At 39.3% G+C, this 23,051-nt stretch carries 23 protein-coding genes; 17 read left to right on the top strand and 6 right to left on the bottom strand.

Translation table 11 applies throughout. From position 1 onward, the window contains the following. Window positions 1–33: 33 nt before the first annotated feature. The 3 genes from tatC (at window position 34) to ACH30E_RS00690 (ending at window position 2,953) form a co-directional block, all read left to right on the top strand. Window positions 34–888 carry a twin-arginine translocase subunit TatC gene (gene tatC, locus ACH30E_RS00680; protein ID WP_294989140.1) on the top strand — a complete coding sequence of 285 codons (855 nt, stop codon included), beginning with the start codon at window positions 34–36 and terminating at the stop codon, window positions 886–888. Window positions 889–963: 75 nt separating this feature from the next. Continuing rightward, the gene (gene rpiB, locus ACH30E_RS00685) at window positions 964–1,419 is read left to right on the top strand and encodes a ribose 5-phosphate isomerase B (RefSeq protein ID WP_294989143.1); all 456 of its coding nucleotides are present in this window, start codon (window positions 964–966) and stop codon (window positions 1,417–1,419) included. A 22-nt stretch (window positions 1,420–1,441) separates the two neighbouring features. Beyond that, window positions 1,442–2,953: a M28 family peptidase gene (locus ACH30E_RS00690; protein ID WP_490823192.1), complete on the top strand. Its 1,512-nt coding sequence runs from the start codon at window positions 1,442–1,444 to the stop codon at window positions 2,951–2,953. 166 nt (window positions 2,954–3,119) lie between these two features. Here the strand turns inward: ACH30E_RS00690 and ACH30E_RS00695 are convergent, their stop codons facing one another. After that, window positions 3,120–4,094 carry a deoxyhypusine synthase family protein gene (locus tag ACH30E_RS00695; RefSeq protein ID WP_294989148.1) on the bottom strand — a complete coding sequence of 325 codons (975 nt, stop codon included), beginning with the start codon at window positions 4,092–4,094 and terminating at the stop codon, window positions 3,120–3,122. A 189-nt stretch (window positions 4,095–4,283) separates the two neighbouring features. Between ACH30E_RS00695 and ACH30E_RS00700 the strand changes: the two genes are divergently transcribed. The 3 genes from ACH30E_RS00700 to ACH30E_RS00710 are packed head-to-tail and all read left to right on the top strand — an operon-like array spanning window position 4,284 to window position 7,179. Next, complete coding sequence (locus ACH30E_RS00700; RefSeq protein ID WP_490823193.1) at window positions 4,284–5,477, top strand: glycosyltransferase family 87 protein; 1,194 nt, start codon at window positions 4,284–4,286, stop codon at window positions 5,475–5,477. Beyond that, window positions 5,474–6,403 carry a glycosyltransferase family 2 protein gene (locus ACH30E_RS00705; protein ID WP_490823194.1) on the top strand — a complete coding sequence of 310 codons (930 nt, stop codon included), beginning with the start codon at window positions 5,474–5,476 and terminating at the stop codon, window positions 6,401–6,403. Before ACH30E_RS00700 ends, ACH30E_RS00705 begins: the two co-directional genes overlap by 4 nt. Then, the gene (locus tag ACH30E_RS00710) at window positions 6,400–7,179 is read left to right on the top strand and encodes a polysaccharide deacetylase family protein (RefSeq protein WP_490823195.1); all 780 of its coding nucleotides are present in this window, start codon (window positions 6,400–6,402) and stop codon (window positions 7,177–7,179) included. Before ACH30E_RS00705 ends, ACH30E_RS00710 begins: the two co-directional genes overlap by 4 nt. Window positions 7,180–7,220: 41 nt before the next feature. Here the strand turns inward: ACH30E_RS00710 and ACH30E_RS00715 are convergent, their stop codons facing one another. Beyond that, a complete protein-coding gene (locus ACH30E_RS00715; protein WP_294989159.1) occupies window positions 7,221–7,658 on the bottom strand; it encodes a hypothetical protein in 438 nt (145 codons plus the stop codon). A 305-nt stretch (window positions 7,659–7,963) separates the two neighbouring features. Here ACH30E_RS00715 and ACH30E_RS00720 point away from each other — a divergent pair, with 305 nt between their 5' ends. The 5 genes from ACH30E_RS00720 to ACH30E_RS00740 all read left to right on the top strand — a co-directional run bounded on the left by ACH30E_RS00720 (window position 7,964) and on the right by ACH30E_RS00740 (window position 11,989). Continuing rightward, entirely contained in the window at window positions 7,964–8,626 is a 663-nt protein-coding gene (locus ACH30E_RS00720) for an SdpI family protein (protein WP_490823196.1), read from the top strand. Then, window positions 8,623–9,207 (top strand): acyl carrier protein phosphodiesterase, encoded by a 585-nt coding sequence (locus ACH30E_RS00725; RefSeq protein WP_294989166.1) that lies wholly within the window; start codon window positions 8,623–8,625, stop codon window positions 9,205–9,207. The genes ACH30E_RS00720 and ACH30E_RS00725 overlap by 4 nt, the downstream gene beginning before the upstream one ends. Before the next feature lie 37 nt (window positions 9,208–9,244). Beyond that, window positions 9,245–9,835, top strand: coding sequence for a DUF2911 domain-containing protein (locus ACH30E_RS00730; RefSeq protein ID WP_294989170.1), 591 nt, complete (start codon window positions 9,245–9,247; stop codon window positions 9,833–9,835). 68 nt (window positions 9,836–9,903) lie between these two features. Further along, complete coding sequence (locus ACH30E_RS00735) at window positions 9,904–11,043, top strand: cystathionine gamma-synthase (RefSeq protein WP_294989174.1); 1,140 nt, start codon at window positions 9,904–9,906, stop codon at window positions 11,041–11,043. Between the two features lie 289 nt (window positions 11,044–11,332). Beyond that, window positions 11,333–11,989: a GIN domain-containing protein gene (locus ACH30E_RS00740; protein WP_294989176.1), complete on the top strand. Its 657-nt coding sequence runs from the start codon at window positions 11,333–11,335 to the stop codon at window positions 11,987–11,989. 26 nt (window positions 11,990–12,015) lie between these two features. On the opposite strand, the gene ACH30E_RS00745 is transcribed toward ACH30E_RS00740, so the two are convergent. The 3 genes from ACH30E_RS00745 to pyrH form a co-directional block, all read right to left on the bottom strand. Next, window positions 12,016–13,167: a methionine aminotransferase gene (locus ACH30E_RS00745; protein ID WP_294989179.1), complete on the bottom strand. Its 1,152-nt coding sequence runs from the start codon at window positions 13,165–13,167 to the stop codon at window positions 12,016–12,018. A 69-nt stretch (window positions 13,168–13,236) separates the two neighbouring features. Further along, a complete protein-coding gene (locus tag ACH30E_RS00750; protein ID WP_294989182.1) occupies window positions 13,237–14,535 on the bottom strand; it encodes a TolC family protein in 1,299 nt (432 codons plus the stop codon). Between the two features lie 57 nt (window positions 14,536–14,592). Next, window positions 14,593–15,309 (bottom strand): UMP kinase, encoded by a 717-nt coding sequence (pyrH, locus tag ACH30E_RS00755; protein WP_294989185.1) that lies wholly within the window; start codon window positions 15,307–15,309, stop codon window positions 14,593–14,595. Between the two features lie 266 nt (window positions 15,310–15,575). On the opposite strand from pyrH, the gene ACH30E_RS00760 reads away from it, so the two are divergent. The 6 genes from ACH30E_RS00760 to ACH30E_RS00785 all read left to right on the top strand — a co-directional run bounded on the left by ACH30E_RS00760 (window position 15,576) and on the right by ACH30E_RS00785 (window position 21,380). Beyond that, on the top strand, window positions 15,576–16,349 hold the full coding sequence (locus ACH30E_RS00760) for a nucleotidyltransferase domain-containing protein (protein WP_490823198.1): 774 nt from the start codon (window positions 15,576–15,578) through the stop codon (window positions 16,347–16,349). An 84-nt stretch (window positions 16,350–16,433) separates the two neighbouring features. After that, window positions 16,434–18,707 carry a beta-glucosidase BglX gene (bglX, locus tag ACH30E_RS00765; protein WP_490823199.1) on the top strand — a complete coding sequence of 758 codons (2,274 nt, stop codon included), beginning with the start codon at window positions 16,434–16,436 and terminating at the stop codon, window positions 18,705–18,707. A 290-nt stretch (window positions 18,708–18,997) separates the two neighbouring features. Beyond that, window positions 18,998–19,318 (top strand): ArsR/SmtB family transcription factor, encoded by a 321-nt coding sequence (locus ACH30E_RS00770; RefSeq protein ID WP_294989194.1) that lies wholly within the window; start codon window positions 18,998–19,000, stop codon window positions 19,316–19,318. Continuing rightward, window positions 19,315–20,283 (top strand): SRPBCC domain-containing protein, encoded by a 969-nt coding sequence (locus ACH30E_RS00775; RefSeq protein WP_490823200.1) that lies wholly within the window; start codon window positions 19,315–19,317, stop codon window positions 20,281–20,283. Before ACH30E_RS00770 ends, ACH30E_RS00775 begins: the two co-directional genes overlap by 4 nt. 154 nt (window positions 20,284–20,437) lie before the next feature. Continuing rightward, entirely contained in the window at window positions 20,438–20,806 is a 369-nt protein-coding gene (locus ACH30E_RS00780; RefSeq protein WP_294989200.1) for a DoxX family protein, read from the top strand. Window positions 20,807–20,906: 100 nt separating this feature from the next. Next, window positions 20,907–21,380, top strand: coding sequence for a hypothetical protein (locus ACH30E_RS00785; RefSeq protein ID WP_490823201.1), 474 nt, complete (start codon window positions 20,907–20,909; stop codon window positions 21,378–21,380). A gap of 90 nt (window positions 21,381–21,470) precedes the next feature. On the opposite strand, the gene ACH30E_RS00790 is transcribed toward ACH30E_RS00785, so the two are convergent. After that, complete coding sequence (locus ACH30E_RS00790) at window positions 21,471–22,931, bottom strand: alpha/beta hydrolase-fold protein (RefSeq protein ID WP_490823202.1); 1,461 nt, start codon at window positions 22,929–22,931, stop codon at window positions 21,471–21,473. Window positions 22,932–23,051: the final 120 nt, after the last annotated feature.

The raw sequence follows: 23,051 nt of genomic DNA on the forward strand, positions 1-23,051 counted from the left end.
TAACTTTGCCCACTCCAAAAGTAGTTGACAGGCATGGCCTTATTTAAAAGAAACCAGGGTACAGAACAGGCAGAGATGAGTTTTATAGACCATCTGGAAGAATTGAGAAAGCATATCATTCGCTCTATTCTTGCTATCCTGATTTTTGCCATTGTCATCTTCATATATATAGACTGGATATTTGAAAACATCATCAAAGGCCCAATTAATCCTGATTTTGTAAGCTATAAAGCCTTGTGTGATTTCAGTCATTGGGCACATATGGGAGATGCACTATGCATGCCACCCGTTACGGTGAACCTGCAAAGCACCACATTTGGTGGGCAGTTCATGGGCAGCATTAGTATTGCGATTGTAGGTGGTATTATTGCGGCTTTCCCTTATATATTCTGGGAATTCTGGCGCTTTGTAAAACCAGCTTTGAAAGAAAAAGAGTTAAAAAGTACCAGGTTTATCATATTCTGGGTATCCTTTTTCTTTTTCCTGGGAGCTGCATTTGGTTATTTTCTGCTGGGGCCCTTCACATTTAATTTCCTGGCCGGATTTCAATTAGGAAACAAAGGAACCATCATCACCATACCTACCTTTTCAGATTATTTAGATAACCTGGTTAATATTATCCTGGGTTGTGGTATTGCTTTTGAATTACCGGTATTGGCATACTTACTTACCAAAATTGGTTTGATTACTCCTTCCTATTTAAGAAGAATCAGAAAATATGCGGTGGTAATTATTCTGATTGCTGCTGCGATAATTACACCTAGTCCAGACTGGATGAGCCAGCTACTGGTATTTCTTCCTTTATTCTTTCTCTATGAGTTAAGTATTATCATTTCTGCAAGGGTTTCAAAGGAGCAGGAAAGAAGGGATCAGGAAGAGTGGAGCTAATTTGATTAGTCCGTTTAAATATTTTTTATACGGCTCTTACATGAATCCTTTAATTTCATTCCTCAATTCTTACACATGAATTATGTTTTTGATGTGTCGAAACCTATAGCGATCGGCTCAGATCATGCAGGTTTTGAATATAAAGAAGCTATTAAACATTGGCTTATCAGTAAGGGCTATACGGTAAAAGATTTTGGAGCCCCTTCACTCGATTCTGTTGACTATCCTGATTTTGCGCACCCTACTGCCAGCAGTGTTGAAAGTGGAGAAGCGGCTTTTGGCATCCTTTTTTGCGGAAGTGCCAATGGTGTAGCGATTACAGCTAATAAGCACCAACAAATCCGTGCCGGACTTGCCTGGCAAAATGATGTAGCTTCCCTGATCAGAATGCATAATGATGCGAATATTATTTGTATTCCAGCCAGATTTGTAGCTTTAGCACTGGCACAACAGATGATCGAAGTTTTTATGAGTACTCCTTTTGAAGGTGGGCGCCATGCAACCCGGGTTGGAAAAATTGCTTGTTCATAATCTTTAAACACCACTAATAACTATGCGAATTATTGTACTATCTGCATTCCTGTTGTCTACGACTATGGGTATCGCACAAAAAGGTGATCCGGCTACTTATGCCAAAGGAATTACCATGGGTGATCTTAAAAAACACCTGACCATTGTTGCCGGTCCTGAAATGGAAGGCCGTGAAACTGCTATGGAAGGCCAGCGTAAAGCTGCAGCTTATCTGGAAGCAGAGTATAAAAAAATGGGCTTAAAACCAGGAAATGGCAGCAGCTACCAGGCTTCATTTCCTTTATACCAGCTCGAACTTATCAGTAGTTCATTATCTGTGAACGGTCGTCCTTTTACTGCCGATAAAGATTATGCTGCTTCTGTAGGCAATATTGCTGGTGGAAGCAATACTTATACTGAAGTAGTTTTTGCAGGCTATGGCCTCAGCGATTCTTCACGCAATGATTATGCAAACCTCGATGTAAAAGGTAAAATTGTGCTGATACTTGATGGAGTTCCGGGCGGCGCTGGTAATGCTAACCCAAGAGGTGCAGGATCTATTTTCAGTAAAATGACTACAGCAAGAAGTAAAAATGTTGCAGGAATCCTGGTCGTATCAAAAGCATTTCCAAAAACAACACCGAGCCAGACAAAAGGTGGCATGTCGCTTACTAAGCCAACCACTGAACCAGTTCCTGCAATCACTGTTTCTGAAGAAGTGGCTAGCGCTTTATTGGGTCGTATGTCGAAACTTACCATCGAACAAATGGCTGAGTTAAATAAAGGTGTATATCGCTCTGAGTTAAAAATCAAGGCGGATAAAAAAGTAAATGACCTTGAAAGCAGCAATGTAATAGCCGTTTTACCAGGCACAGATAAAGCTGATGAATATGTTTTTGTAACAAGCCATTACGATCATGAAGGTATTATTAACGGGCAGATTTATTATGGTGCTGATGATGATGGTTCTGGTACCGTTAGTGTATTGGAAATCGCTGAAGCTTTTGCTGCTGCAAAGAAAAAAGGAGATGGTCCACGCAGAACCATGGTGTTTATGAATGTTTCAGGGGAAGAAAAAGGATTATTGGGATCCCGCTATTATTCAGAGCACCCGATTTTTCCATTAGATAAAACTTCCGTTGACCTGAATATTGATATGGTCGGCAGAATTGACCCTACTTATAAAGGCGATTCTATGAACTATGTTTATGTTATTGGTGATGATAAATTAAGCAGCGACTTAAAACCAATTACAGATGATGTAAACAAGAAATACAGCAATATGGAATTGGATAGAAGGTTTAATGATCCTAAAGATCCTAACCGTTTCTATTACAGAAGCGACCACTATAATTTTGCAGCTAAAGGAGTTCCTGTAATCTTCTATTTCAACGGTACACACCGCGATTACCATCGCCCAACTGATACAGTTGAAAAAATTAATTTTGACGTGATGGAGAAAAGAGCAAGATTAATTTACCACACTGCATGGGTAATTGCTAATAAGGATACAATGCTGAAACGCGATATTCCTTTGAATATGCCTCCGAGATAATTAAATTATTCCCATAAATAAAAACGTCCTGATATTTTTTATCGGGACGTTTTTATTTTAACTCAGCGCAAACTTTGTGTTCTCATTTCTCTGCGGTGAATGCACGCGTTTTTCACCGCTGAGAAAGGAGAATGCAGAGGTTACGCAGAGAGATTGGATAATTTAGTTACCAACCTAACAAATAAGCAAATATCAAAGGGGCCACAATCGTAGCATCACTTTCAACAATATATTTAGGCGTATTGATATCTAATTTACCCCAGGTAATTTTTTCATTCGGTACGGCTCCTGAATAAGAACCATAAGAAGTGGTTGAATCACTAATCTGACAGAAATAGCTCCAGAAAGGAACATCATGCCATTCAAGATCCTGGTACATCATTGGTACAACACATATCGGAAAATCTCCCGCAATACCACCCCCAATCTGGAAGAAGCCCACTCCCTTACCACCACTATTTTCACGGTACCATTCAGTAAGTGACACCATATATTCAATACCACTTTTTACAGTACTCGCCTTTAGTTCGTTTTTAATAACATAACTGGCGAATATATTCCCTGTTGTACTATCTTCCCATCCAGGAACAACAATTGGAAGGTTTTTTTCAGCAGCAGCTACAATCCAGCTATTCTTTGGATCAATTTCATAATACTGTTCCAACTCACCGCTTAATACCGTTTTGTATAAAAACTCATGCGGAAAATATCTTTCTCCTTTTGCCTCAGCATCTTTCCATTGTTTTACTAAATGCTTCTGAAGACGGCGGAAAGCCTCTTCTTCCGGAATACAGGTATCGGTAACACGGTTATAGTGATTTTCGAGAAGATCCCATTCATCTTGCGGGGTGAGGTCGCGGTAATTAGGTACACGCTTGTAATGGCTGTGCGCAACAAGATTCATTACATCCTCTTCCAGGTTTGCACCTGTACAACTTATAATGGCCACTTTATCCTGGCGAATCATTTCTGCCAGGCTGATGCCCAACTCTGCGGTACTCATGGCTCCTGCCAGACTAACCAGCATTTTACCACCCTCCATTAAATGAGTTTCATACCCTTTGGCAGCATCCACCAATGCAGCAGCATTGAAATGGCGGTAATGATGTAAAATAAACTGAGAAACAGGCCCTTTATTCATAATTATTCAGTTAAAGGGTGCAAAGGTACTTTTTTTAAAATATTCTCCCTCTTTTACCCTTTTGTCAATGATGGATATTCAAAAGGTCTATCCTTCATATATGCAAGATTTTCAAATGTTTACGCAGGATTTCTAATCTCATTTTAATCTCCAATTTCCAATAAAAATTGATAACCTTGTACTACCTGCATGAAAATTCTCTACTCCGAAAAAACAATCGGTAAGCTAACGATTGCCTTACCGGTGGTTGTATGGTTTGTTACAACCCTAATTGCCGCACTATTAGAAATAGGTCGTGGATATGGAGAAATCAATAATTTTCTCATTTATAAGGGTGTATATGAACATACACTGCAACAGGTTAACTTATACCAGCTTTATCCTGCCGAATATGCCGATAGTAATCATTACGGCCCTCTATTTAGTTTATTGATTGCCCCTTTCACCTTGGTTCCAGTTTACCTTGGTTGTGCCATTTGGTGCATCGTTAATGCCTGGGTGCTATTTTATGCAATCAGGAGATTAAACCTCCCAACAAATCAATTTTATACCGTTCTGCTTATTGCATGCATTGAACTAATGACTTCAACTCATAGTGTACAGTTCAATCCAATGTTGGCAGGTTCGATGTTGCTTGCGTATGTTTTAATAAAAGAAAACAAACCGATTCCAGCTACTTTTTTACTTGCTGCCGGATTTTTGATAAAGCTTTACAGTATCGTTGGGTTGGTACTTTTCCTGTTTACCAGTAAGAAGAAAACATTTGTACTTTCTTTTATAGGGTGGTTATTAGTACTTGTTGTACTTCCTATGCTGATTTCTTCCCCTGAATTTATCATTCAATCATATAAAGATTGGTTTCATTCACTTGTGGAGAAAAATGGAACTAATATTGATATTTCAGTAAGATCTGGCATGCAGGATATTTCTGTTGGTGGAATGCTCAGAAGAATCTTCAATTTGCAGAACCTCCCTAATTATGCCATTATTGTCCCAGCCGCAATAATGTTACTGGCACCTCTCACAAGGTATAAGTTATTTGCTGTAAAAGAGTTTTCCCTTACTTATTACTGCATGCTTTTGGTGACTGTTGTGATTTTCAGTTCATCTGCTGAATCACCGACCTATATAATTGCCCTAACCGGAATAGCCATCTGGTTTTCACAGAAATTACCACTCAATAAAAAAGAAACACTACTGTTATTGCTGCTTTTTCTCTTTACCATACTCTCTCCTACTGATCTGTTTCCGAAAAGTATACGGGATGGCTTTTTTGTTAAGTATGCTATGAAAGCACTCCCTTGTTTTATTATCTGGTTGTTGATGATAAAAGAGCTCACATTCAAAAAATTTATTTCAACCCAAAATGCTAATACACTATGAAAAAGCAAATTAGCATTGTAATACCGGTATGCAATGAAGCGGGTAATATACCAGCGGTTATAAATGCTGTTAAAAAAGTGATGGAACCAACTGCCTATGATTATACCATTACTTTTGTAGATGACGGAAGTTCAGATCATTCGGTTGAATTATTAAAATCTTTAGCAGTAGTTGACAAACACTTGTTTTATATTTCACTCTCTAGAAATTTTGGACATCAGAACGCACTAAAAGCAGGCATTGATTCTGTTACCGATTCAGCAGATGCAGTTATTATGATGGATGGTGACTTACAACATCCTCCTGAATTAATTCCTGTTATGATCGAAAAGTGGGAATCGGGATTCGAAGTAGTATATACCACAAGACAAGACGATTTCAAAACTCCCTTATTTAAAAAGAAAACTTCTGCCTTATTTTACGACTTGCTGAATAAAGTATCAGACATTGAACTTGACCCCGGTGCGGCAGATTTCAGATTGCTGGATAAAAAGGTATTGCCTACTTTCCGCAATTTCAATGAAAATGATCTTTTCCTGAGGGGGTTGTCAAGATGGGTGGGATTTAGTCAGGTTGCCATTTCCTATACACCCGGTATAAGACAAAATGGTCAATCAAAATACACCGTTAAGAAAATGGTTCGGTTTGCATTGCAAGGGATCACTTCTTTTAGTACTAAACCACTCTATATAGCCGCATATCTTGGATTTGCGTTCTCGATGTTATCCCTGCTCTATGTTCCTTATATTGTGTATAGCTATTTCTTTGAGAAAACTATTTCGGGCTGGACCTCACTCATTGCAACCATTGCATTTTTTGGAGGGCTTCAGCTAATGATCCTTGGTATTATTGGATTATATCTTGGTAAATTATTTATGCAGAGCAAAAACAGGCCACATTATATTATTAGAGAGTCAAACCTATGAATTCCAGCAGATTTATTTTATTGAGTTTTGATGTGGAAGAATTTGATATGCCCCTTGAATATGGACATGCAATAACAGAAGATGAACAACTCAATATTGGTAAAAAAGGATTAGACAGTCTAAGTTCAATTTTAACGGATAAGTCAATTGAAACTACCCTTTTTACAACGGCAAATTTTGCATCTGTTTTCCCGGATGCAATAAAAACACTCGCTGAGCAACATGAAATAGCTTCCCATACCTATTACCACTCAAGTTTTTCGGAACCAGATTTATTACATTCAAAACAAAAACTGGAATCAATTACCGGAAAATCCGTCACAGGTCTGAGAATGCCCAGAATGCGAAAAGTTGAAATGGAAGCAGTAAAAGCTGCAGGTTATACATACGATTCCTCCATTAACCCAACCTGGTTACCTGGAAGATATAATAATTTACACCTGCCTCGTATAACCTATACAGAAGCGGGCATAACCCGGGTTCCTGCATCTGTTTCACCCAATTTACGCATTCCCTTATTCTGGCTCACTTTCAAAAATATGCCCTGGCTGCTATTTAAAACCCTGACTATTCAAACCTTAAAAAAAGATGGTTATATCTGCCTTTATTTTCATCCATGGGAGTTTATACCTATCGAAAATTATGGATTGCCATTATTTACAAGGCGCTGGTGCGATGGATATTTACTTGAGCGACTCCATAAGACAATTCAAACCTTGAAACTGGAGGGAGAGTTTATTAGTATGCAATCCTTTGTAAATAAAAAGCCCCGGTAGCTGCTTCTACCGGGGACCTTTCAGATTAACCAAACACCAACTTAATTCTTCTTTTCGAATACGCTTACCTGTCCATACATAGATACTTCCAGGATTTTTCTGTCTGTACCATTTTCAATGGATACATAATATTTTCTTTCGTCTTTCAGTTCAAATTCAATTGCTTCTGTAACGGTGAATTTGCTGTAATTTTTTTTGATTTTTTGAATAGCAAGTAATGGCAGGCGCTCAAATTCAGTTTTTCTGGAAGTACCAATTACATCACCATTGCTGCTGTAAAAAGCTTCAACGCTTTGTCCTTCAATGGTAAATTTAACCTTAGTGTAATCTGGGGTAACTGTCCAGTTAACATCTTTTGCATCCGCATACTGTGCTTCAAAAGCATTTAATACGCGAAAACTTACTTTGCTAACATCTGCAGCTAATGCGCTGCCGCCAATTGCAACTGTGATAAGTGTGGCTAGAATAAACTTTTTCATAATGGTCTTTTTTGATGATTGTATTTTGAGTTATTTGTTTCCATTGACAATCCAAAAGTAAAAATGTCTCTCACCCTATTTTATGAATTGTGATTAAGTAGATTGACTTGCAGATTGATTGTTATGAACGGTGTTAAAAGCTATGTTAAGCCATGTTAATAATCGGCTGTAATGCAATACAGCACTGAATTATAAGCGATTTCATAAAAAAAACATAAAAGCCGTTATTATGCGGTTAATTTTTAGCAGTGGCAAGCCTTCAGACGAATTATTCCAGGTTTCGTATCTTTAAGAAAACCATGCAAATGAGACGTTTTTTTACATCTCCGTTGTTGGCACTAATAATATTGGCTATTCCTCTGTTATTAGCAGCCTTTTTTTATCCGGGTTTACCAGCTACTATTCCAGTTCATTTTAATGCAGATGGAGTAGCAGATCGCTTTGGTTCAAAATCAAATATTTTCATACACACAAGCATATTGTTTGTAGTTGGCTTTGGTGTATACATGCTGATCAGTAATCTGCATAAAATAGATCCTAAAAAAACAGCCCAGGTTTCTGCCGAAACCCATAAAAAGTTGGCTCTGATAATTACTGTATTTCTTTCTTTGGTAAGTACCAGTATAGTTTTGTCGATGAGCGACCGTCTTTCAAATTTTGGTGTTGGAAATATTGTATTGCCTTCTGTTGGTTTATTGATGGCAATACTCGGCTATTTCATGCGCGACATTAAGCCCAATTACTTTATAGGATTGCGTTTACCCTGGACCCTGGAAGATGAAGCTAACTGGGCCGCAACACATAAACTGGCTGCCAAACTTTGGATACCGGGTGGGTTATTGATGGCTGTATTACCATTTATATTACCGTTTATGACTGCCTTTATTGGTTTTATTTGTTTAACATTGGCCATTGTAATCATTCCTTCAATTTATTCTTTCCTGTTTTTTAAGCGTAAACAAACATGAACTACCTGGCACATGCTTATTTGTCGTTTGGCAATCCTGAAGTGTTGGTTGGAAATATGATCAGTGATTTTGTAAAAGGGAAAAAACAATACGATTACCCGCCAGGAATTCAGAAAGGCATAAGACTGCACCGTAAAATCGACGAATTCACAGATCACCATTTCGCTACAAAAAATGCAAAATCTTTATTGTACCCGGCGGTGGGTGCTTATGCAGGCGCTTTTATAGATGTAGTTTATGATCATTTCCTGGCAATCGATCCTGCAATTTATACTGAAGAAGAATGGATGTCTTTTTCAGCCGAAACCTATCAATTGCTTGATCCTTATACATCCCTGTTCCCTGAAAAATTCGCGCAGATGTATCCATTCATGAAAAAACAGAACTGGTTGTATAATTACCGGTTTAGCTGGGGTATAGAAAAAAGTTTCCATGGCATTGGACGCAGAGCCCGATATCTTCCCCCCGAAAACAATGCGTTTGAACTCTTTGAGGCCCATTATGCAGATTTAAGTACCAATTATGGCAATTTTTTTCCTGATATTAAAAAACTGGCCCTTGATTTGCTGAAAGAAGCGTAAAAAAAAGCAACTTTATACTTTGTAAAATCGTTATTCCATGAAGTGTTTATTATTGTTTGTTTCACTATGTCTCTCCGTATGTCTTTCAGCACAACAAAAACCAACCGATCTCGACAAGTCACCTATGGATATGAGCTATTGGCCAGCTAATTACCCCATCCTGAAAATGAGTGGTAAAGCCAAAGATGTTCCGGTAGCCCGGGTTATTTATGGTAGACCCCTTAAAAGCGGACGTGACATATTTGGCGGAATAATCAAATACAATGAATTATGGCGGCTTGGAGCAAATGAAGCTTCTGAAATCGAATTTTTCAAAAATGTAAAAATCGATGGAAAAAGCATTCCAAAAGGTCGCTATACATTATACTGCATTCCAACAGAGAAAAAATGGACCCTAATCTTAAATAAGGATAATTTCTGCTGGGGAAATTTTAGTTATGATGCCAAAAAAGATCTGTTGAGAACTGATGTTGAAATCAGCAGAAATTCAGATAATACTGAAGCATTTACCATGTACTTTGAAGAAACCAAAAATGGCGCACAGATGGTAATTCTTTGGGATGACCTGAAAGCAGGACTTCCAATCAGCTTCACGGAAGAGCCGGCCACTAAGGCAAAAAGAAATTAATACTACTACCTCATATTGGGCTTAATAAACAACTAAGGTTGCCAAGCCAACCAGTTTAAAAAAATACTATGAAACTTGCCACTAAATACATTCACGCGGGTACAGAGCCCGACCCTTCTACCGGTGCAATCATGACACCCATTTACCAAACATCTACCTATGTTCAGGAAGCACCGGGTGTAAATAAAGGATATGAATATGCCCGTAGCCAAAACCCAACCAGAAAGGCACTGGAAGACGCTTATGCTCAGATTGAAAACGGAAAATTTGGTCTTGCTTTCAGCAGTGGTGTGGCTGCTACTGATGCGGTTATTAAACTACTGGTACCCGGTGATGAAGTAATAGCTGCCAATGATATGTATGGTGGCACCTATCGACTGTTCACCAAAGTATTTGCGAAATTCGGCATCAGCTTTAAATATGTAGACACTACCAATGCAGAAAATATTCAATCAGCATTGTCTGTTAACACAAAACTCATATGGATTGAAACGCCAACCAATCCTCTCATGAATATTACGGATATTGCTGCCGTTGCAGCAATTGCCAAAAAAGCAGGTGTATTACTTTGTGTTGACAATACTTTTGCTTCCCCTTATTTACAAAACCCACTCGATCTTGGGGCAGATATTGTAATGCATTCTGCTACAAAATACCTTGGTGGACATAGTGACGTTATACAGGGTTGTCTGGTAATGAATGATGCAAACCTTAGAGAGCAGTTATATTTTATTCAAAAAAGTTGCGGTGCAGTACCGGGCCCAATGGATTGTTTCCTTGTTTTACGGGGTATTAAAACATTACATGTTCGCATGCAACGTCATTGTGAGAATGGAGAGAAAATGGCCCAGTTCCTGCGCAACCATCCAAAAGTGAGTCAGGTATATTGGTGTGGTTTTACAGATCATCCTGGCTATGCAATAGCCAGTAAACAGATGCGTGGTTTTGGTGGTATGATGAGTTTTACTTTGAAAGACGATAGCGTTGAAAATGCAAGAAGGGTTTTATCCTCTACCAAAGTTTTTGCATTGGCAGAAAGTTTAGGGGGTGTTGAATCACTGATCAATCATCCTGCATCCATGACACACGCTTCTATTCCACGTGAAGAACGTATAAAAAATGGATTAAGCGATAGCCTTATCCGCCTTAGTGTAGGTATTGAAGATATAGATGACCTCATCAATGATTTGAATGCAGCAATAGGATAAAGGGTTACTCTGTTCAATCATTGCGTTCTCATGTTCTCTGCGGTAAACATTCAGGTCAGTTCACCGCAGAGAATATGAGAAAGAGAGGTTTCGCAGAGGCTAATAAGATTAATCAATTTTACAAAAGAAGCGCATCACATAAATATGTGATGCGCTTCTTTTTGGAGACATTATTCATATTGCTCATCCTTCACATTTACTGTTCATCCCTAAAAAAAATGATCCTATCCATATGCTGCATTTGCATTTTAAACTATGGCAGAATTTTGTTGCCTTAATGAATCGAGCAATGAAATATGTAAAAGGCATTTTAGTATTATTTTCTGTATTATCCATATTACAATCATGCACGAAGAGTATTGTTGGAGATGGACCAGTGCTAACAGAAGACAGAACAGTGCCAGGTTTTACAAAACTCCGTGTGAATGGATCTGCGGATGTTGAAATCGTCGAATCAAATTCACAGAAACTTAGTATAAGTGGCTATGCAAATTTGTTAAACATCTATGAATCATCTGTAAAAGATGGAGAATTAACACTTGGATATAAAAGCAGTTACAATATTAAAAACGACAATATTAAAATAAAGATTGAAGTAGCTGATATAAGATCAGTTTATTTAAATGGCTCTGGTGACATCATCATTAGCAATTTCACGCATGGTACCGAGCTAACTTCCTTTATTAACGGATCAGGGAAAGTTCAAATACAGAATGCATCTTTTCCTAAAATGGCCTACCATATTAATGGTTCAGGCTCTATGTTTGGCGCTACCATACCTGCACAGCAGGTTGAAGTTAGTATTCATGGATCAGGGCATATAGAACTGAATTGTACCCAGCACCTGAAAATTAATATTGAAGGTTCAGGAACAGTTGATTACTATGGTAATCCGGCAACCACAGATATTTCCGTGCACGGTAGTGGCACTACAAGAAAAAAATAAAAAATGGGGTTTAATGTACCGCGCTTTTATAATCGCATTAATCTTTGAATTGCTATATCCAGCGTTTCTTCTTTTTTTGCAAAACAAAAGCGCACCACTTTATCATCTTTCCCATCCTGATAAAATACAGATACCGGAATAGTCGCTACACCATAATCGATGGTTAATCTTTTGGCAAAAACAGTATCAGGCTCATCACTGATAGCCGCATAACTGTAGCATTCAAAATAACTACCGTGCGAAGGAATACAGGCAAATGGGGTAGCAAGCATTTTTTCCCTGAAATAATCCCTTTTAACCTGTATAGCTGCACCGAGTTCAAGGTAAGCTGCTTCATTTTGCAAATAGGTAGCTAATGCAACCTGCTTGGGTGTATCGCTACTAAATGCATTAAACTGGTGTACTTTTCTGAACTCATGCATCAGCTCAGGAGCACTGATACAATAGCCTAGTTTCCAGCCGGTACAGTGATAGGTTTTACCAAAAGAAAAACAAACAAAACTTCTTTTCAGTAATTCAGGATAACGCAAAATACTTTCATGACGCAGCCCGTCGAAAATCAGGTGTTCATAAACCTCATCGCTTAGTATCAATATATTGGTATCCGCAACAATGGCTGTTAACGCCTGCATATCTGCTGCAGTAAGCACTGCACCGGTAGGATTATGGGGTGAGTTGATCATAATCATGCGTGTGCGCGCATTCACTTTCTCCCGCACAATATCCCATGGTATAGAATAATCGGGATAGATTAAGGGAATACGGACAGGTATTGCTCCATTGATAGTAATATTTGGAATATAGCTATCGTATGCCGGTTCAAAAACGATCACTTCATCACCGGGTTGTAGTACAGTGGTTAAAGAAGTGTATATAGCATAAGTACCTCCGGGTGTAATAGTAATATCAGTATCAGGGTTGATAACCGTGCCATATATGCTTGCTACTTTAGCTGCTAATTGCTCCCGCAATAATGGATAACCATTCATATGGGTATATTGGTTGTATCCATCACGCATAGCTTTATCAACCAATTCAGTTAATGCTGCTTCCATCGGAAAATCCGGAAATCCCTGACCGAGGTTTACAGCATTATGTTGTGCTGCTAACTGGCTCATCACGGTAAAGATTGTGGTGCCAACATTTGGCAGCTTGGAATCTACAGGTTTGAGTAGCATTTTTTCAATCGATTTTAAAGCCAGCAAAGTATACCTGCTGAAATACAACTGCTACCCGTAATCATAACACTATGGTGTTAGCGAGTTGGCCAGTCTTTTTAATTCAATTTCAGCCAATTTGGCGGTATAAGTCAGGTTCATCATCCTAAAACCCGTTGCCTCAAAACTTTGTTGGGCCTGACGAACATCAATAATGGTTGCCTGGTTTAATTCAAACCTTTTTAAAACCAGGTCAAGTAGTTGCATGGAAAGTTTATAATTTTCAACTTCCGTTTCGAGTTGTTGAAGTGCATTCTTATATGCCTGATAAGTTCTTACCGCGCCTGTTTCAAGGTTTTGTACAAGGGTTTCCTTTTGTATAACAGCATTCCTGGAGTTAATTTCAGCAACCTGTTGCTGTTTTTTAAAGATAGAACCATTATATATCGGTACGCTCAGATTAATACTTAAAAAAGGTCCATAACTCTGGTTCAATAAAGCGAAACCTGCACCGCTCTTTGTGTTATTAAAATTATATCCGGTGTTTGCACGCAAGGTAGGTTTACCCAATGCTGCAGTTTCTTTTTCGATCAGTTCATTGATTTTTATCTGCTGTTCCGCACTTAATAGTTGAGGATTATTTTTCAAAGCTGTCTGTACCGTGGTTAACAGTATATTCTTATCTACCAAAATGGTATCAACAACATTAATAGTAGAGTCGGGACTCAGAAAAAGCAGGTTTAATAAATCTGTTTTACCTTGTTGAATAACGAGTTCCTGTTGAAGCTTTTGTTGTAGTTGTGCATTCAGATCGAGCCTCGCTTGAAAAATATCGGCGTTATTTGATAACCCTGCTTCTTTTCTTGCAAGTAAAATATCGAGCCTTTTCTGAAATACATCTATTGACTGTTCGATTGTTTTGATAAAACCCTGGTTTCGAACAATATCATAGTATCGGGTAGCCACAGCCGCCATCGCATTCTGAATTTGCACATTCAGCAGGTGCTCATTTTGGGCAACTAGTTCACCGAGTCTTTTTTTAGTTGTAACAACACGGTAGCCATTTGATAATAAAATAGTACCGGTTACACCCACAGATAGGTTATTAGATCCTACATTGTTTCTTGTGGTATTTCTGGAAGCATCAGAAAACTTCTGATTAATAGAAATAATTTGTTCATTATCATTTGCAGTAGCTGTAACCGTTGGTAGAGCTCCGGCTATCCCCTGATGGTTGTTGATGGTACTGATTTCCAGATTGTTTTTGGCAAGCTGAATATCAAGGCTGTTTTTAAGTGCTATTTGAATGGCATCCGTTAAAGTTAGACGTCCCTGTGCATAACCCAGGCTAACAGTGGCACAGCAAATTAGAATCAGGATTTTTTTCATCAATATGAAGTTAACAACGGACCGGATGGGTAAATTTTATTTTACACCAATGGGCCATTAGCTTACAAAAGTCCCTACATTCATCCCCTCCACCACTTTTAGCAGGTTTCCGGGCTTATTCATATCAAAAACAATAATGGGTAGCTTGTTTTCCATACAAAGGGTGAAAGCGGTCATATCCATTACTTTCAGGTTATTGGTAATACATTCCTGGAAGCTGATTTTGTCGTATTTGGTTGCTGTTGGGTCCTTTTCCGGGTCAGCCGTATAAACGCCATCTACCCTGGTTCCTTTTAAGATAACATCGGCTTTCATTTCAATGGCCCTTAATGACCCTGCTGTATCGGTAGTAAAGTATGGGTTACCTGTTCCTGCGCCAAAAATTACTACCCTGCCTTTTTCAAGGTGTCGTAATGCTTTCCTGCGTATATAGGGTTCAGCTACCTGTTCCATATTAATGGCACTTTGCAAACGCGTGTACACGCCTATTTTTTCAAGCATGGCCTGCATAGCCATAGCATTGATAACCGTTGCCAGCATTCCCATATAATCGCCATGTGCGCGTTCAATACCGCTATCTGCCTCATTCATACCCCTATAGATATTTCCACCTCCAATTACAATGGCCACCTGCACACCTAGATTGGTTACCAGTTTAATATCGTGTGCATATTGTTCAATGATCTGTGGATTGAATGGATCACCGTTTCGCTGGTCACCCAGCAGGGCTTCTCCGGATAACTTGAGCAGGATACGCTTAAACTTAGGAAGCATGGGATTGATTTGTGTGCAAATAACATGATTTTTTGGGGATGGGCAAAATTGGATAATGGATTAGCCGGAATTTTAGTCTTCAGATCAGTAATGCTTCTTGAATAACTAGGCATATTTAAAAAACAATTTGACTATTTTCAGCGATCCGAAACTGATTGCTGTTTTTGAAACAGGACAATAAAATTTTAGCCACAAATTCGCAGATTAGATATTCATCATCAAGAATCTACGGCTATAAAAATCGATCACCCGACAATTAGCTATACATGAAAGACGCTATTCAAGAGGAACTAATACTATTAGAAAAAGAGCATAATATTAAAATTCTATACGCAGTAGAGAGCGGCAGCAGGGCATGGGGCTTTGCCTCTACCAACAGCGACTGGGATGTAAGGTATATTTATGTTCACCAGCCCAACTGGTACTTAAGCATTGATGATAAAAAAGACAGCCAGGAAAAAATATTGCCAAACGATATTGACCTTGCTGGATGGGAGCTAAGAAAAGCATTACGACTTTTCCGTAAATCTAACCCACCTATGCTCGAATGGCTGCGCAGCCCCATTATCTATTCAGAAAACTATACTACAGCAAAACAGCTAAGAGAATTAACCAATACCTATTTCAATCCAAAATCCTGCCTGCATCATTATCTGCACATGGCAGAAGGTAATTATAAAGAATACCTACAGCGTGAACAGGTTAGGATAAAAAAATATTTCTATGTATTAAGACCAATCCTTGCATGCGACTGGATCATGCAGACCAATTCAATGGCCCCAATGGAATTTCAGCAACTGTTAGATACACAGGTAAAGGACCCGCTCGTGAAAAAAGAGATTGAAGGGTTACTGAAAAGAAAAATAGTTGGGGAAGAATTGAATGAAGGGTCAAGAATTGATATATTGAATACATTCTTGGATGCGAAGATTCACTTCTACAATGAATACGTAAAAACACTTGACACTCCTATACAGCCAGATACAGAACTACTTAATCATCTTTTCAGGAAAACATTAGAAGAAGCCTGGCACTGTTGATTTTCGTAATCGATAATGTGATAGGAAATAGCAACCAATATGCCGGAATCAGCCTAACTTTCGGTCCTAATTCAACTTTCAGACATGATAAAGAAGCTTGCAATCATCGTATTTGTAACTGTTTCGTCGGCTGCTATCTCTCAAAAGCAGGAGGGCATGAAGCAGTTTGTAGACAACCTCATGAAGAAAATGACCCTTGAGGAAAAAATCGGACAACTAAACCTGCTAACACCCGGAGGTGGTGTAGCCACAGGTGAAGTGGTGAGTAAAAACGTAGAACAGAAAATCAAAGAAGGAAAAGTTGGTGGACTATTTGGCGTAGTTGGACAAGAGAAAGTACGCAAGGCTCAGGAACTGGCTATTAGTCAGTCGAGACTGGGTATTCCATTATTAATTGGATCTGATGTTATTCATGGACATAAAACCACATTCCCTATTCCATTAGCCATGTCATGCAGTTGGAATATACCGCTGATTGAAGGTATGGCTCGCACTTCGGCAAAGGAAGCCAGTGCCGATGGACTGAACTGGGTATTCTCACCTATGGTTGATATTGCCCGGGACCCACGCTGGGGGCGTGTAGCTGAAGGCTCGGGTGAAGATCCATTTTTGGGATCACTAATCGCTGCTGCAATGGTAAAAGGTTACCAGGGTAACGATCTTAGTAAAGAAGATGCTGTATTGGCCTGTGTAAAACACTTTGCTTTATACGGTGCTGCAGAAGCAGGACGAGATTATAACACCACCGATATGAGTCGCCTGCGCATGTACCAGGATTATCTTCCTCCTTATAAAGCAGCAGTAAAAGCAGGTTCTGCCAGCGTAATGAGTTCATTCAATGAAATAGATGGCATACCAGCAACAGGAAATAAATGGTTGCTCACAGACCTGCTTCGCAAAGAATGGGGTTTCAATGGTTTTGTGGTATCTGACTATACTTCAGTAAATGAAATGATTGCACATGGTATGGGCGATCTGCAAACCGTTTCAGCACTTTCATTAAAAGCAGGCTTGGATATGGATATGGTGGGTGAAGGATTTCTCACCACACTAAAAAAATCTTTACAGGAAGGAAAAATAACCATTCAGGAAATTGATGCAGCTTGTAGAAGAATACTGGAGGCCAAATATAAACTGGGCTTATTTACATCACCTCACCGCAATACAAGTAATGAACGTGCGTCAGTAGAAATTATGACTGCAGCTACTCGCCAGCAAGCTCGCGAGGCAGCTACAAAATCATTTGTATTACTGAAAAACACTGCGCAGACTTTGCCATTAAAAAAATCGGAAAATATTGCCCTGGTAGGACCACTAGCCGATAACAGGAGAAATATGCTCGGCACCTGGTCAGTATCGGGCGATTGGAAAGAAGCAGTTACCATTCTTGAAGGATTGAAAAAAGCCATGGGCAGTAATGGAAAAATCAACTACGCAAAAGGAGCCGATATCAGTACCGACTCTATGCTTGTTGCACGCGCCAATGCCTTAGGTGTAGAAATAGAAAAAGATACCAGAAGTGCAGAAACCATGATTGCAGAAGCTGTGAAAGCAGCGCAAGCTTCAGAAGTAGTGGTTGCCGTAGTTGGAGAAGCTGCCGATATGAGTGGTGAAGCATCGAGCCGCAGTGATATTGGTATACCTGAAAGCCAGATGGCATTACTGAAAGCACTAAAACAAACAGGTAAGCCATTGGTAATTTTAGTGTTAAACGGAAGACCGCTTACCCTTAACTGGGAGGCTGCCAATGCAGACGCTATACTCGATATCTGGTTTGGTGGAACAGAAACAGGCAATGCAGTAGCCGATGTATTATTTGGCGACTACAATCCATCCGGCAAACTGAGTATGACATTCCCTAAAAATGTTGGTCAGATTCCTATTTATTATAGTCATAAAAATACCGGACGCCCGTTTAACCTCGAGCCATCTGCCAAATTCAAATCGAATTACCTTGATGTAAGCAATGAACCATTGTACCCCTTTGGTTATGGATTAAGTTACACACAGTTCAGCTATGGCGATATAAACTTAAGCAGCAACAACCTGAGTAATGGACAGAAAATTACTGCAACCGTTACCGTGAGTAATATCGGTAATTACGATGGTGAAGAAACAGTGCAGTTGTACATCAGAGATATGGTAGGAAGTGTTACAAGACCAGTAAAAGAATTGAAAGGGTTTCAGAAAATTTTCCTGAAAAAAGGAGAAAGCAAAACAGTAGCTTTTACCATTACACCCGAAGACCTTAAGTTTTACAACAGCAACTTGAAATGGGTGAATGAAACCGGTGAATTTAAACTGATGATAGGTCCTGATTCAGAACATACCAAAGAAAAAGGGTTTACATTAAAATAACCGAAATATCACAAGTAGTTTAGAGCAGGGCAATGCCCTGCTCTTTTTTTCTTATCGTAATAATCCTCGCAATATCTCTCTCTTTCATTTTCGATAACTGAATTAAGCACTAGCATGAAGCGCACAAAGCTTTAATTATCAGCTCATAATGCGTGTGCTGAAAATTAATTTTGCGAAACCAAATAGTTGCATATATATTTGCAACCGAACAGTTTCATAAAGTTGGTGCTTAGTTATATACAGCATTATAGTTTAAGGTACCGTTCTGTCAACCATAATCCACTTTAAAGATGAGACGTGATGTATTTCAGGCTATTGCAGACCCTACACGAAGAGCGATAATCGCTTTAATTGCTTTCCAGGCTATGACACCTAATGCCATTGCCGAGCATTTTGATTCAAGCAGACAGGCAGTTTCAAAACATCTTCGCATTCTTGCTGAGTGCCAGCTCGTAGAACAGGCACAAACGGGGCGGGAAATTTATTATACCCTCAATGCCAAAAAAATGAAAGAGATCGATAAATGGCTTGAACAGTTTCGTCAACTATGGGAAACCAGGTTCAATCAGCTTGACAAAGTATTAAATACACTTAAAACACAAAAGAAATGAACCGTGCTTTGCTATTCGACTTCACAGTAAACAAAGAAACAAACACCATTCATGTACAACGCGAATTTGCTGCCAAAGTAAATTTTGTATGGGATGCCTGGACCAAACCCGAACTACTCGACCAGTGGTGGGCACCCAAGCCCTACAAGACCATTACCAAAACGATGGATTTCCGCGAAGGTGGTCACTGGCATTACCGTATGGTTGGACCAGAAAGTGATTGTCACTGGTGTCGTGCCGATTACGAACATATTGATCCGCAAGTTACTTTCTCCGGCCTTGATGCTTTTTGTGATGAAGAAGGTAATATCAATACAGCTTTCCCTCGAGCACACTGGACCAACCGATTTAGTGAAAATCACGAAACTACTACTGTAAGTATTGTAATTGCCTATCAGTCGCTTGCCGATTTGGAAAAAATAGTATCACTTGGTTTCAAAGAAGGATTTTCAATGGCGATGGAAAACCTTGATCAATACATTCAGGCGAAATTTCAACTACATGCTGAAATGAAAACAGATACTAAAGCCAGGGTATGCACGTATCTGAATTTTGATGGAAAAACTGAAGAAGCTTTTAGGTTTTACCAGTCTGTATTCAAAACGGCTTTTATCGCAGGCGGTATTCAGCGATTTGGAGATTTACCACCTGATTCGAATCATCCACCGGTAGCTGATGAAATAAAAAAAATGGTATTACATGTTGAGTTGCCAATTACAGGCAATCATATTCTCATGGGAACTGATGCACCCAAAGAAATGGGATTCACTCTTAATACTGGTAACAACATGCATATCTGTGTTGAACCTGAAACAAGGGCCGAAGCAGAACGATTATTCAATGCACTATCAGAGGGAGGAAAGATTGACATGCCATTAGAAGATATGTTCTTTGGTGCTTATTTTGGCAGCTTCACAGATAAGTATGGCATTAACTGGATGATTAACTGTGTGGCTAAAAAATAGTCCGAAAGTCGGGGGTCGGAAAGTCCGGAGCAGATCACTAATTTTATAACCCACTTCCGGTCTTCCGGTCTTTCGGACTTTCGGACTTTCAGACTTTCGGACTTTCGGACTTTCGGACTTTCGGACTTTCAGACTTCTTAAAAAACACTGCTATATGAAAACAAACAAATTAATCTACTGGATCACCACCATTTTATTTTCGGGATTCATGATTTTTACTGCTGTCCCAAATATCATGATGGATACAGCGTCTAAACAACTTATTACTGATTATCTGGGTTACCCTGCCTATTTTATCCCATTTATTGGGGTAGCAAAGGTATTGGGGTCACTGGCCATACTTGTTCCTTCATTCAAAAAAATAAAAGAATGGGCTTATGCGGGATTGGCTTTCGATTTAATTGGCGCTATGTATTCTGCTATTAAAGTAGGCGGACTGGATCCGGGTATGAGTATTATGCTACTGGTTTTTGCAGCAGGTATTACTTCGTATATATATAATCAGAAAGTCTATAAAATTTAAGTTATTGCCATTGAGGGTACAGAAGAGCATTGAAAGTTTTCTGCGTACTTCTGTGCTTTCAGTGGCAATCAATCCCTAGCTTTATCCAAACGACGAACACATGCTCTCGAAAAGCCAGGAAAAACATCTGCTGCAGACTTATTTCAACACAAAAAACAATAAGAACATCCCCACGCATATCGCACAATTTGGTGCTCCGGATTCAGATACTTCAGATGAAACATTGTTTTTTATTACAAAATACGTAGACAGTATCGATCGCCTGGATTTGCGCGGCTCATTTGTAACCGCAGATGGATTGCAGTTACTCAAAAAACTCAAACATGTTTTATTTCTCGACCTGGGCTCTTTGCCACTCAACGATGATAATTTAGATTGTATACTGCACCTCACTATGCTACAGCACCTACACATCAGGCATACTGAGGTTTCTGCAGATGGTGCAGAGTTGTTATTAAAGACCTTCCAACATTTAGAAAACTTCGGTGTACACCTTAACGAAAACGATATGCTTCGTGGTGAAACATGGGAAAAAACATACCCTAACTGCGAGTTTACGCTTAGCAGGCGTTAATTGCATACAGATTATAGTCACAGACTCACAGTTAATGATGCCTAATCTGTGAATCTGTGGCTAAATAATTTCCTGCAAATAAGAATCAGCTTATTTTATGCGCACATCAATTTCTTTTTGTACCCGTGTGGTGAATGCAGGTGACCAGATGCTCCAGTGATCGGCACCGGGTATTAGTTCGGCTACCAGTGGCAGGTTTGCTGCTTTGGCTTTAGCACCAAATGCATTCACTGCCTCCTGAAGAAAGAAGTTATCAATCGAACCAGCGTATACATGTACTTTTCCTTCGAGTTTGTTTGCCAGTGATTTTGCATGTTTACTAATGAACAAACCAAGATCGTAGTCTTGCCATGTTTTAACCACAGCCGCATCTATTTTACCCGTTGTACGATTAAATACTTCACGTGGTCTTCCTTTTTTATCTGGCATACCAAACTCAGCTTCAAATGCCTGAAACTGTTCGCCATCGCCAATAAATATTTCGGTGCTGATAAAACTGCGTGTTGTATACAGGGGTTTGCCATCAATAATAAAAAATCCTCTTTCCTTTCCTTCCTTATCGGTATACATATTAGCATTTGGTTCATAAAGATTAACACCCGTAAAAGAACTAAAATCAACCGGATCTGGCGATACTGCCCAACATCCGCCAAATGCATCCGGATAATTCAACTGTAACCACAAAGAACCATAGCCACCTGTGCTTTGTCCCATTACAAAATGCTGGCTGGCGTCTGGTATGACCCTGAAATGTTTCTCCAGGTATGGTACCATTTCCTCTACCAGTGCTTTACCCCAGGGTCCGTTAACCCTTGAGTCTACAAATGCATGTAGGCCAAAGGGCGATTGTGTTTCTGGGTTCAGGTATACATAAATTTTTTCCTTCCCTTCCGTCATTCCATAACGTTGTACAGGGTTATTGCTCATGAGGTCGTAATGTGTACCACCCCAGCCGGGTATTACAAATACCACCGGGTAAAGCCGGTTGGTATCGGTGTGGTATGATGCAGGTAAACGCAAGGCCGCTTGCATAAAAATAGCTTTCTTTCGAAATGCTGAAAGCAGCTTGCTTTGCAGTTTTATTTCTTTCTGCACGTCAGTTTCCCTGAATTTTCTTTCTCCAATCTGGGTTTCAAAAACAAGGGTTGAATGTCCTACCCCCTCTTCATTTACATATAACAGAGCCTCTTTACGGGCATAAATATTACCCGTGTTATAGCTGCCTCTTTCTTCGAAATCGGTATCGATAATACCGGCTATTTTATAATAGCCAGGCTTAAGACTGGCACTGCCTGCAGGCAGCAATCGGCTGCTGGCTTTATCTAAAGACAGCGTGGTGCTATTTTCCAGGTTATTGATCTCCCAGGCAAACATGGCCTGCGATGGGTCGGGGTTATTGGGCACCCTTTTAGAGGTATCGTTTTGGGTAAATATGTATAGTTTTCCGGTAAAACTCTTATGAATAGAACTATCTATCTGAACATGGATTTTTACCTGCGAAAAAGCAGGCATACAAAGACAGATGGTAAGGACAACAGTTAGGTATTTCATGTAGCCATTTTTTTTCTTAACGTAAAGTAGCATTTTCTGTTACATTATACAGGATCACATATTTATGTGGTTATAAAAAAAATAGGAGTGAATGAGTTTATAGAGGAATGAATATTTTGT

The organism is Sediminibacterium sp. FW305-C-61, assembly GCF_058231065.1.

What these genes read in the sequence shown, in the direction of transcription:
- ACH30E_RS00705 (WP_490823194.1), top strand. Translation starts at nt 5,474, where the DNA reads ATGAAAAAGCAAATTAGCATTGTAATACCGGTATGCAATGAAGCGGGT.
- ACH30E_RS00710 (WP_490823195.1), top strand. Translation starts at nt 6,400, where the DNA reads ATGAATTCCAGCAGATTTATTTTATTGAGTTTTGATGTGGAAGAATTT.
- ACH30E_RS00715 (WP_294989159.1), bottom strand. Translation starts at nt 7,658, where the DNA reads ATGAAAAAGTTTATTCTAGCCACACTTATCACAGTTGCAATTGGCGGC.
- ACH30E_RS00770 (WP_294989194.1), top strand. Translation starts at nt 18,998, where the DNA reads ATGAGACGTGATGTATTTCAGGCTATTGCAGACCCTACACGAAGAGCG.
- ACH30E_RS00780 (WP_294989200.1), top strand. Translation starts at nt 20,438, where the DNA reads ATGAAAACAAACAAATTAATCTACTGGATCACCACCATTTTATTTTCG.
- tatC (WP_294989140.1), top strand. Translation starts at nt 34, where the DNA reads ATGGCCTTATTTAAAAGAAACCAGGGTACAGAACAGGCAGAGATGAGT.
- bglX (WP_490823199.1), top strand. Translation starts at nt 16,434, where the DNA reads ATGATAAAGAAGCTTGCAATCATCGTATTTGTAACTGTTTCGTCGGCT.
- ACH30E_RS00740 (WP_294989176.1), top strand. Translation starts at nt 11,333, where the DNA reads ATGAAATATGTAAAAGGCATTTTAGTATTATTTTCTGTATTATCCATA.
- ACH30E_RS00700 (WP_490823193.1), top strand. Translation starts at nt 4,284, where the DNA reads ATGAAAATTCTCTACTCCGAAAAAACAATCGGTAAGCTAACGATTGCC.
- ACH30E_RS00730 (WP_294989170.1), top strand. Translation starts at nt 9,245, where the DNA reads ATGAAGTGTTTATTATTGTTTGTTTCACTATGTCTCTCCGTATGTCTT.
- ACH30E_RS00725 (WP_294989166.1), top strand. Translation starts at nt 8,623, where the DNA reads ATGAACTACCTGGCACATGCTTATTTGTCGTTTGGCAATCCTGAAGTG.
- ACH30E_RS00735 (WP_294989174.1), top strand. Translation starts at nt 9,904, where the DNA reads ATGAAACTTGCCACTAAATACATTCACGCGGGTACAGAGCCCGACCCT.
- ACH30E_RS00775 (WP_490823200.1), top strand. Translation starts at nt 19,315, where the DNA reads ATGAACCGTGCTTTGCTATTCGACTTCACAGTAAACAAAGAAACAAAC.
- ACH30E_RS00690 (WP_490823192.1), top strand. Translation starts at nt 1,442, where the DNA reads ATGCGAATTATTGTACTATCTGCATTCCTGTTGTCTACGACTATGGGT.
- ACH30E_RS00750 (WP_294989182.1), bottom strand. Translation starts at nt 14,535, where the DNA reads ATGAAAAAAATCCTGATTCTAATTTGCTGTGCCACTGTTAGCCTGGGT.
- rpiB (WP_294989143.1), top strand. Translation starts at nt 964, where the DNA reads ATGAATTATGTTTTTGATGTGTCGAAACCTATAGCGATCGGCTCAGAT.
- ACH30E_RS00785 (WP_490823201.1), top strand. Translation starts at nt 20,907, where the DNA reads ATGCTCTCGAAAAGCCAGGAAAAACATCTGCTGCAGACTTATTTCAAC.
- ACH30E_RS00720 (WP_490823196.1), top strand. Translation starts at nt 7,964, where the DNA reads ATGAGACGTTTTTTTACATCTCCGTTGTTGGCACTAATAATATTGGCT.
- ACH30E_RS00695 (WP_294989148.1), bottom strand. Translation starts at nt 4,094, where the DNA reads ATGAATAAAGGGCCTGTTTCTCAGTTTATTTTACATCATTACCGCCAT.
- ACH30E_RS00790 (WP_490823202.1), bottom strand. Translation starts at nt 22,931, where the DNA reads ATGAAATACCTAACTGTTGTCCTTACCATCTGTCTTTGTATGCCTGCT.
- ACH30E_RS00745 (WP_294989179.1), bottom strand. Translation starts at nt 13,167, where the DNA reads ATGCTACTCAAACCTGTAGATTCCAAGCTGCCAAATGTTGGCACCACA.
- pyrH (WP_294989185.1), bottom strand. Translation starts at nt 15,309, where the DNA reads ATGCTTCCTAAGTTTAAGCGTATCCTGCTCAAGTTATCCGGAGAAGCC.
- ACH30E_RS00760 (WP_490823198.1), top strand. Translation starts at nt 15,576, where the DNA reads ATGAAAGACGCTATTCAAGAGGAACTAATACTATTAGAAAAAGAGCAT.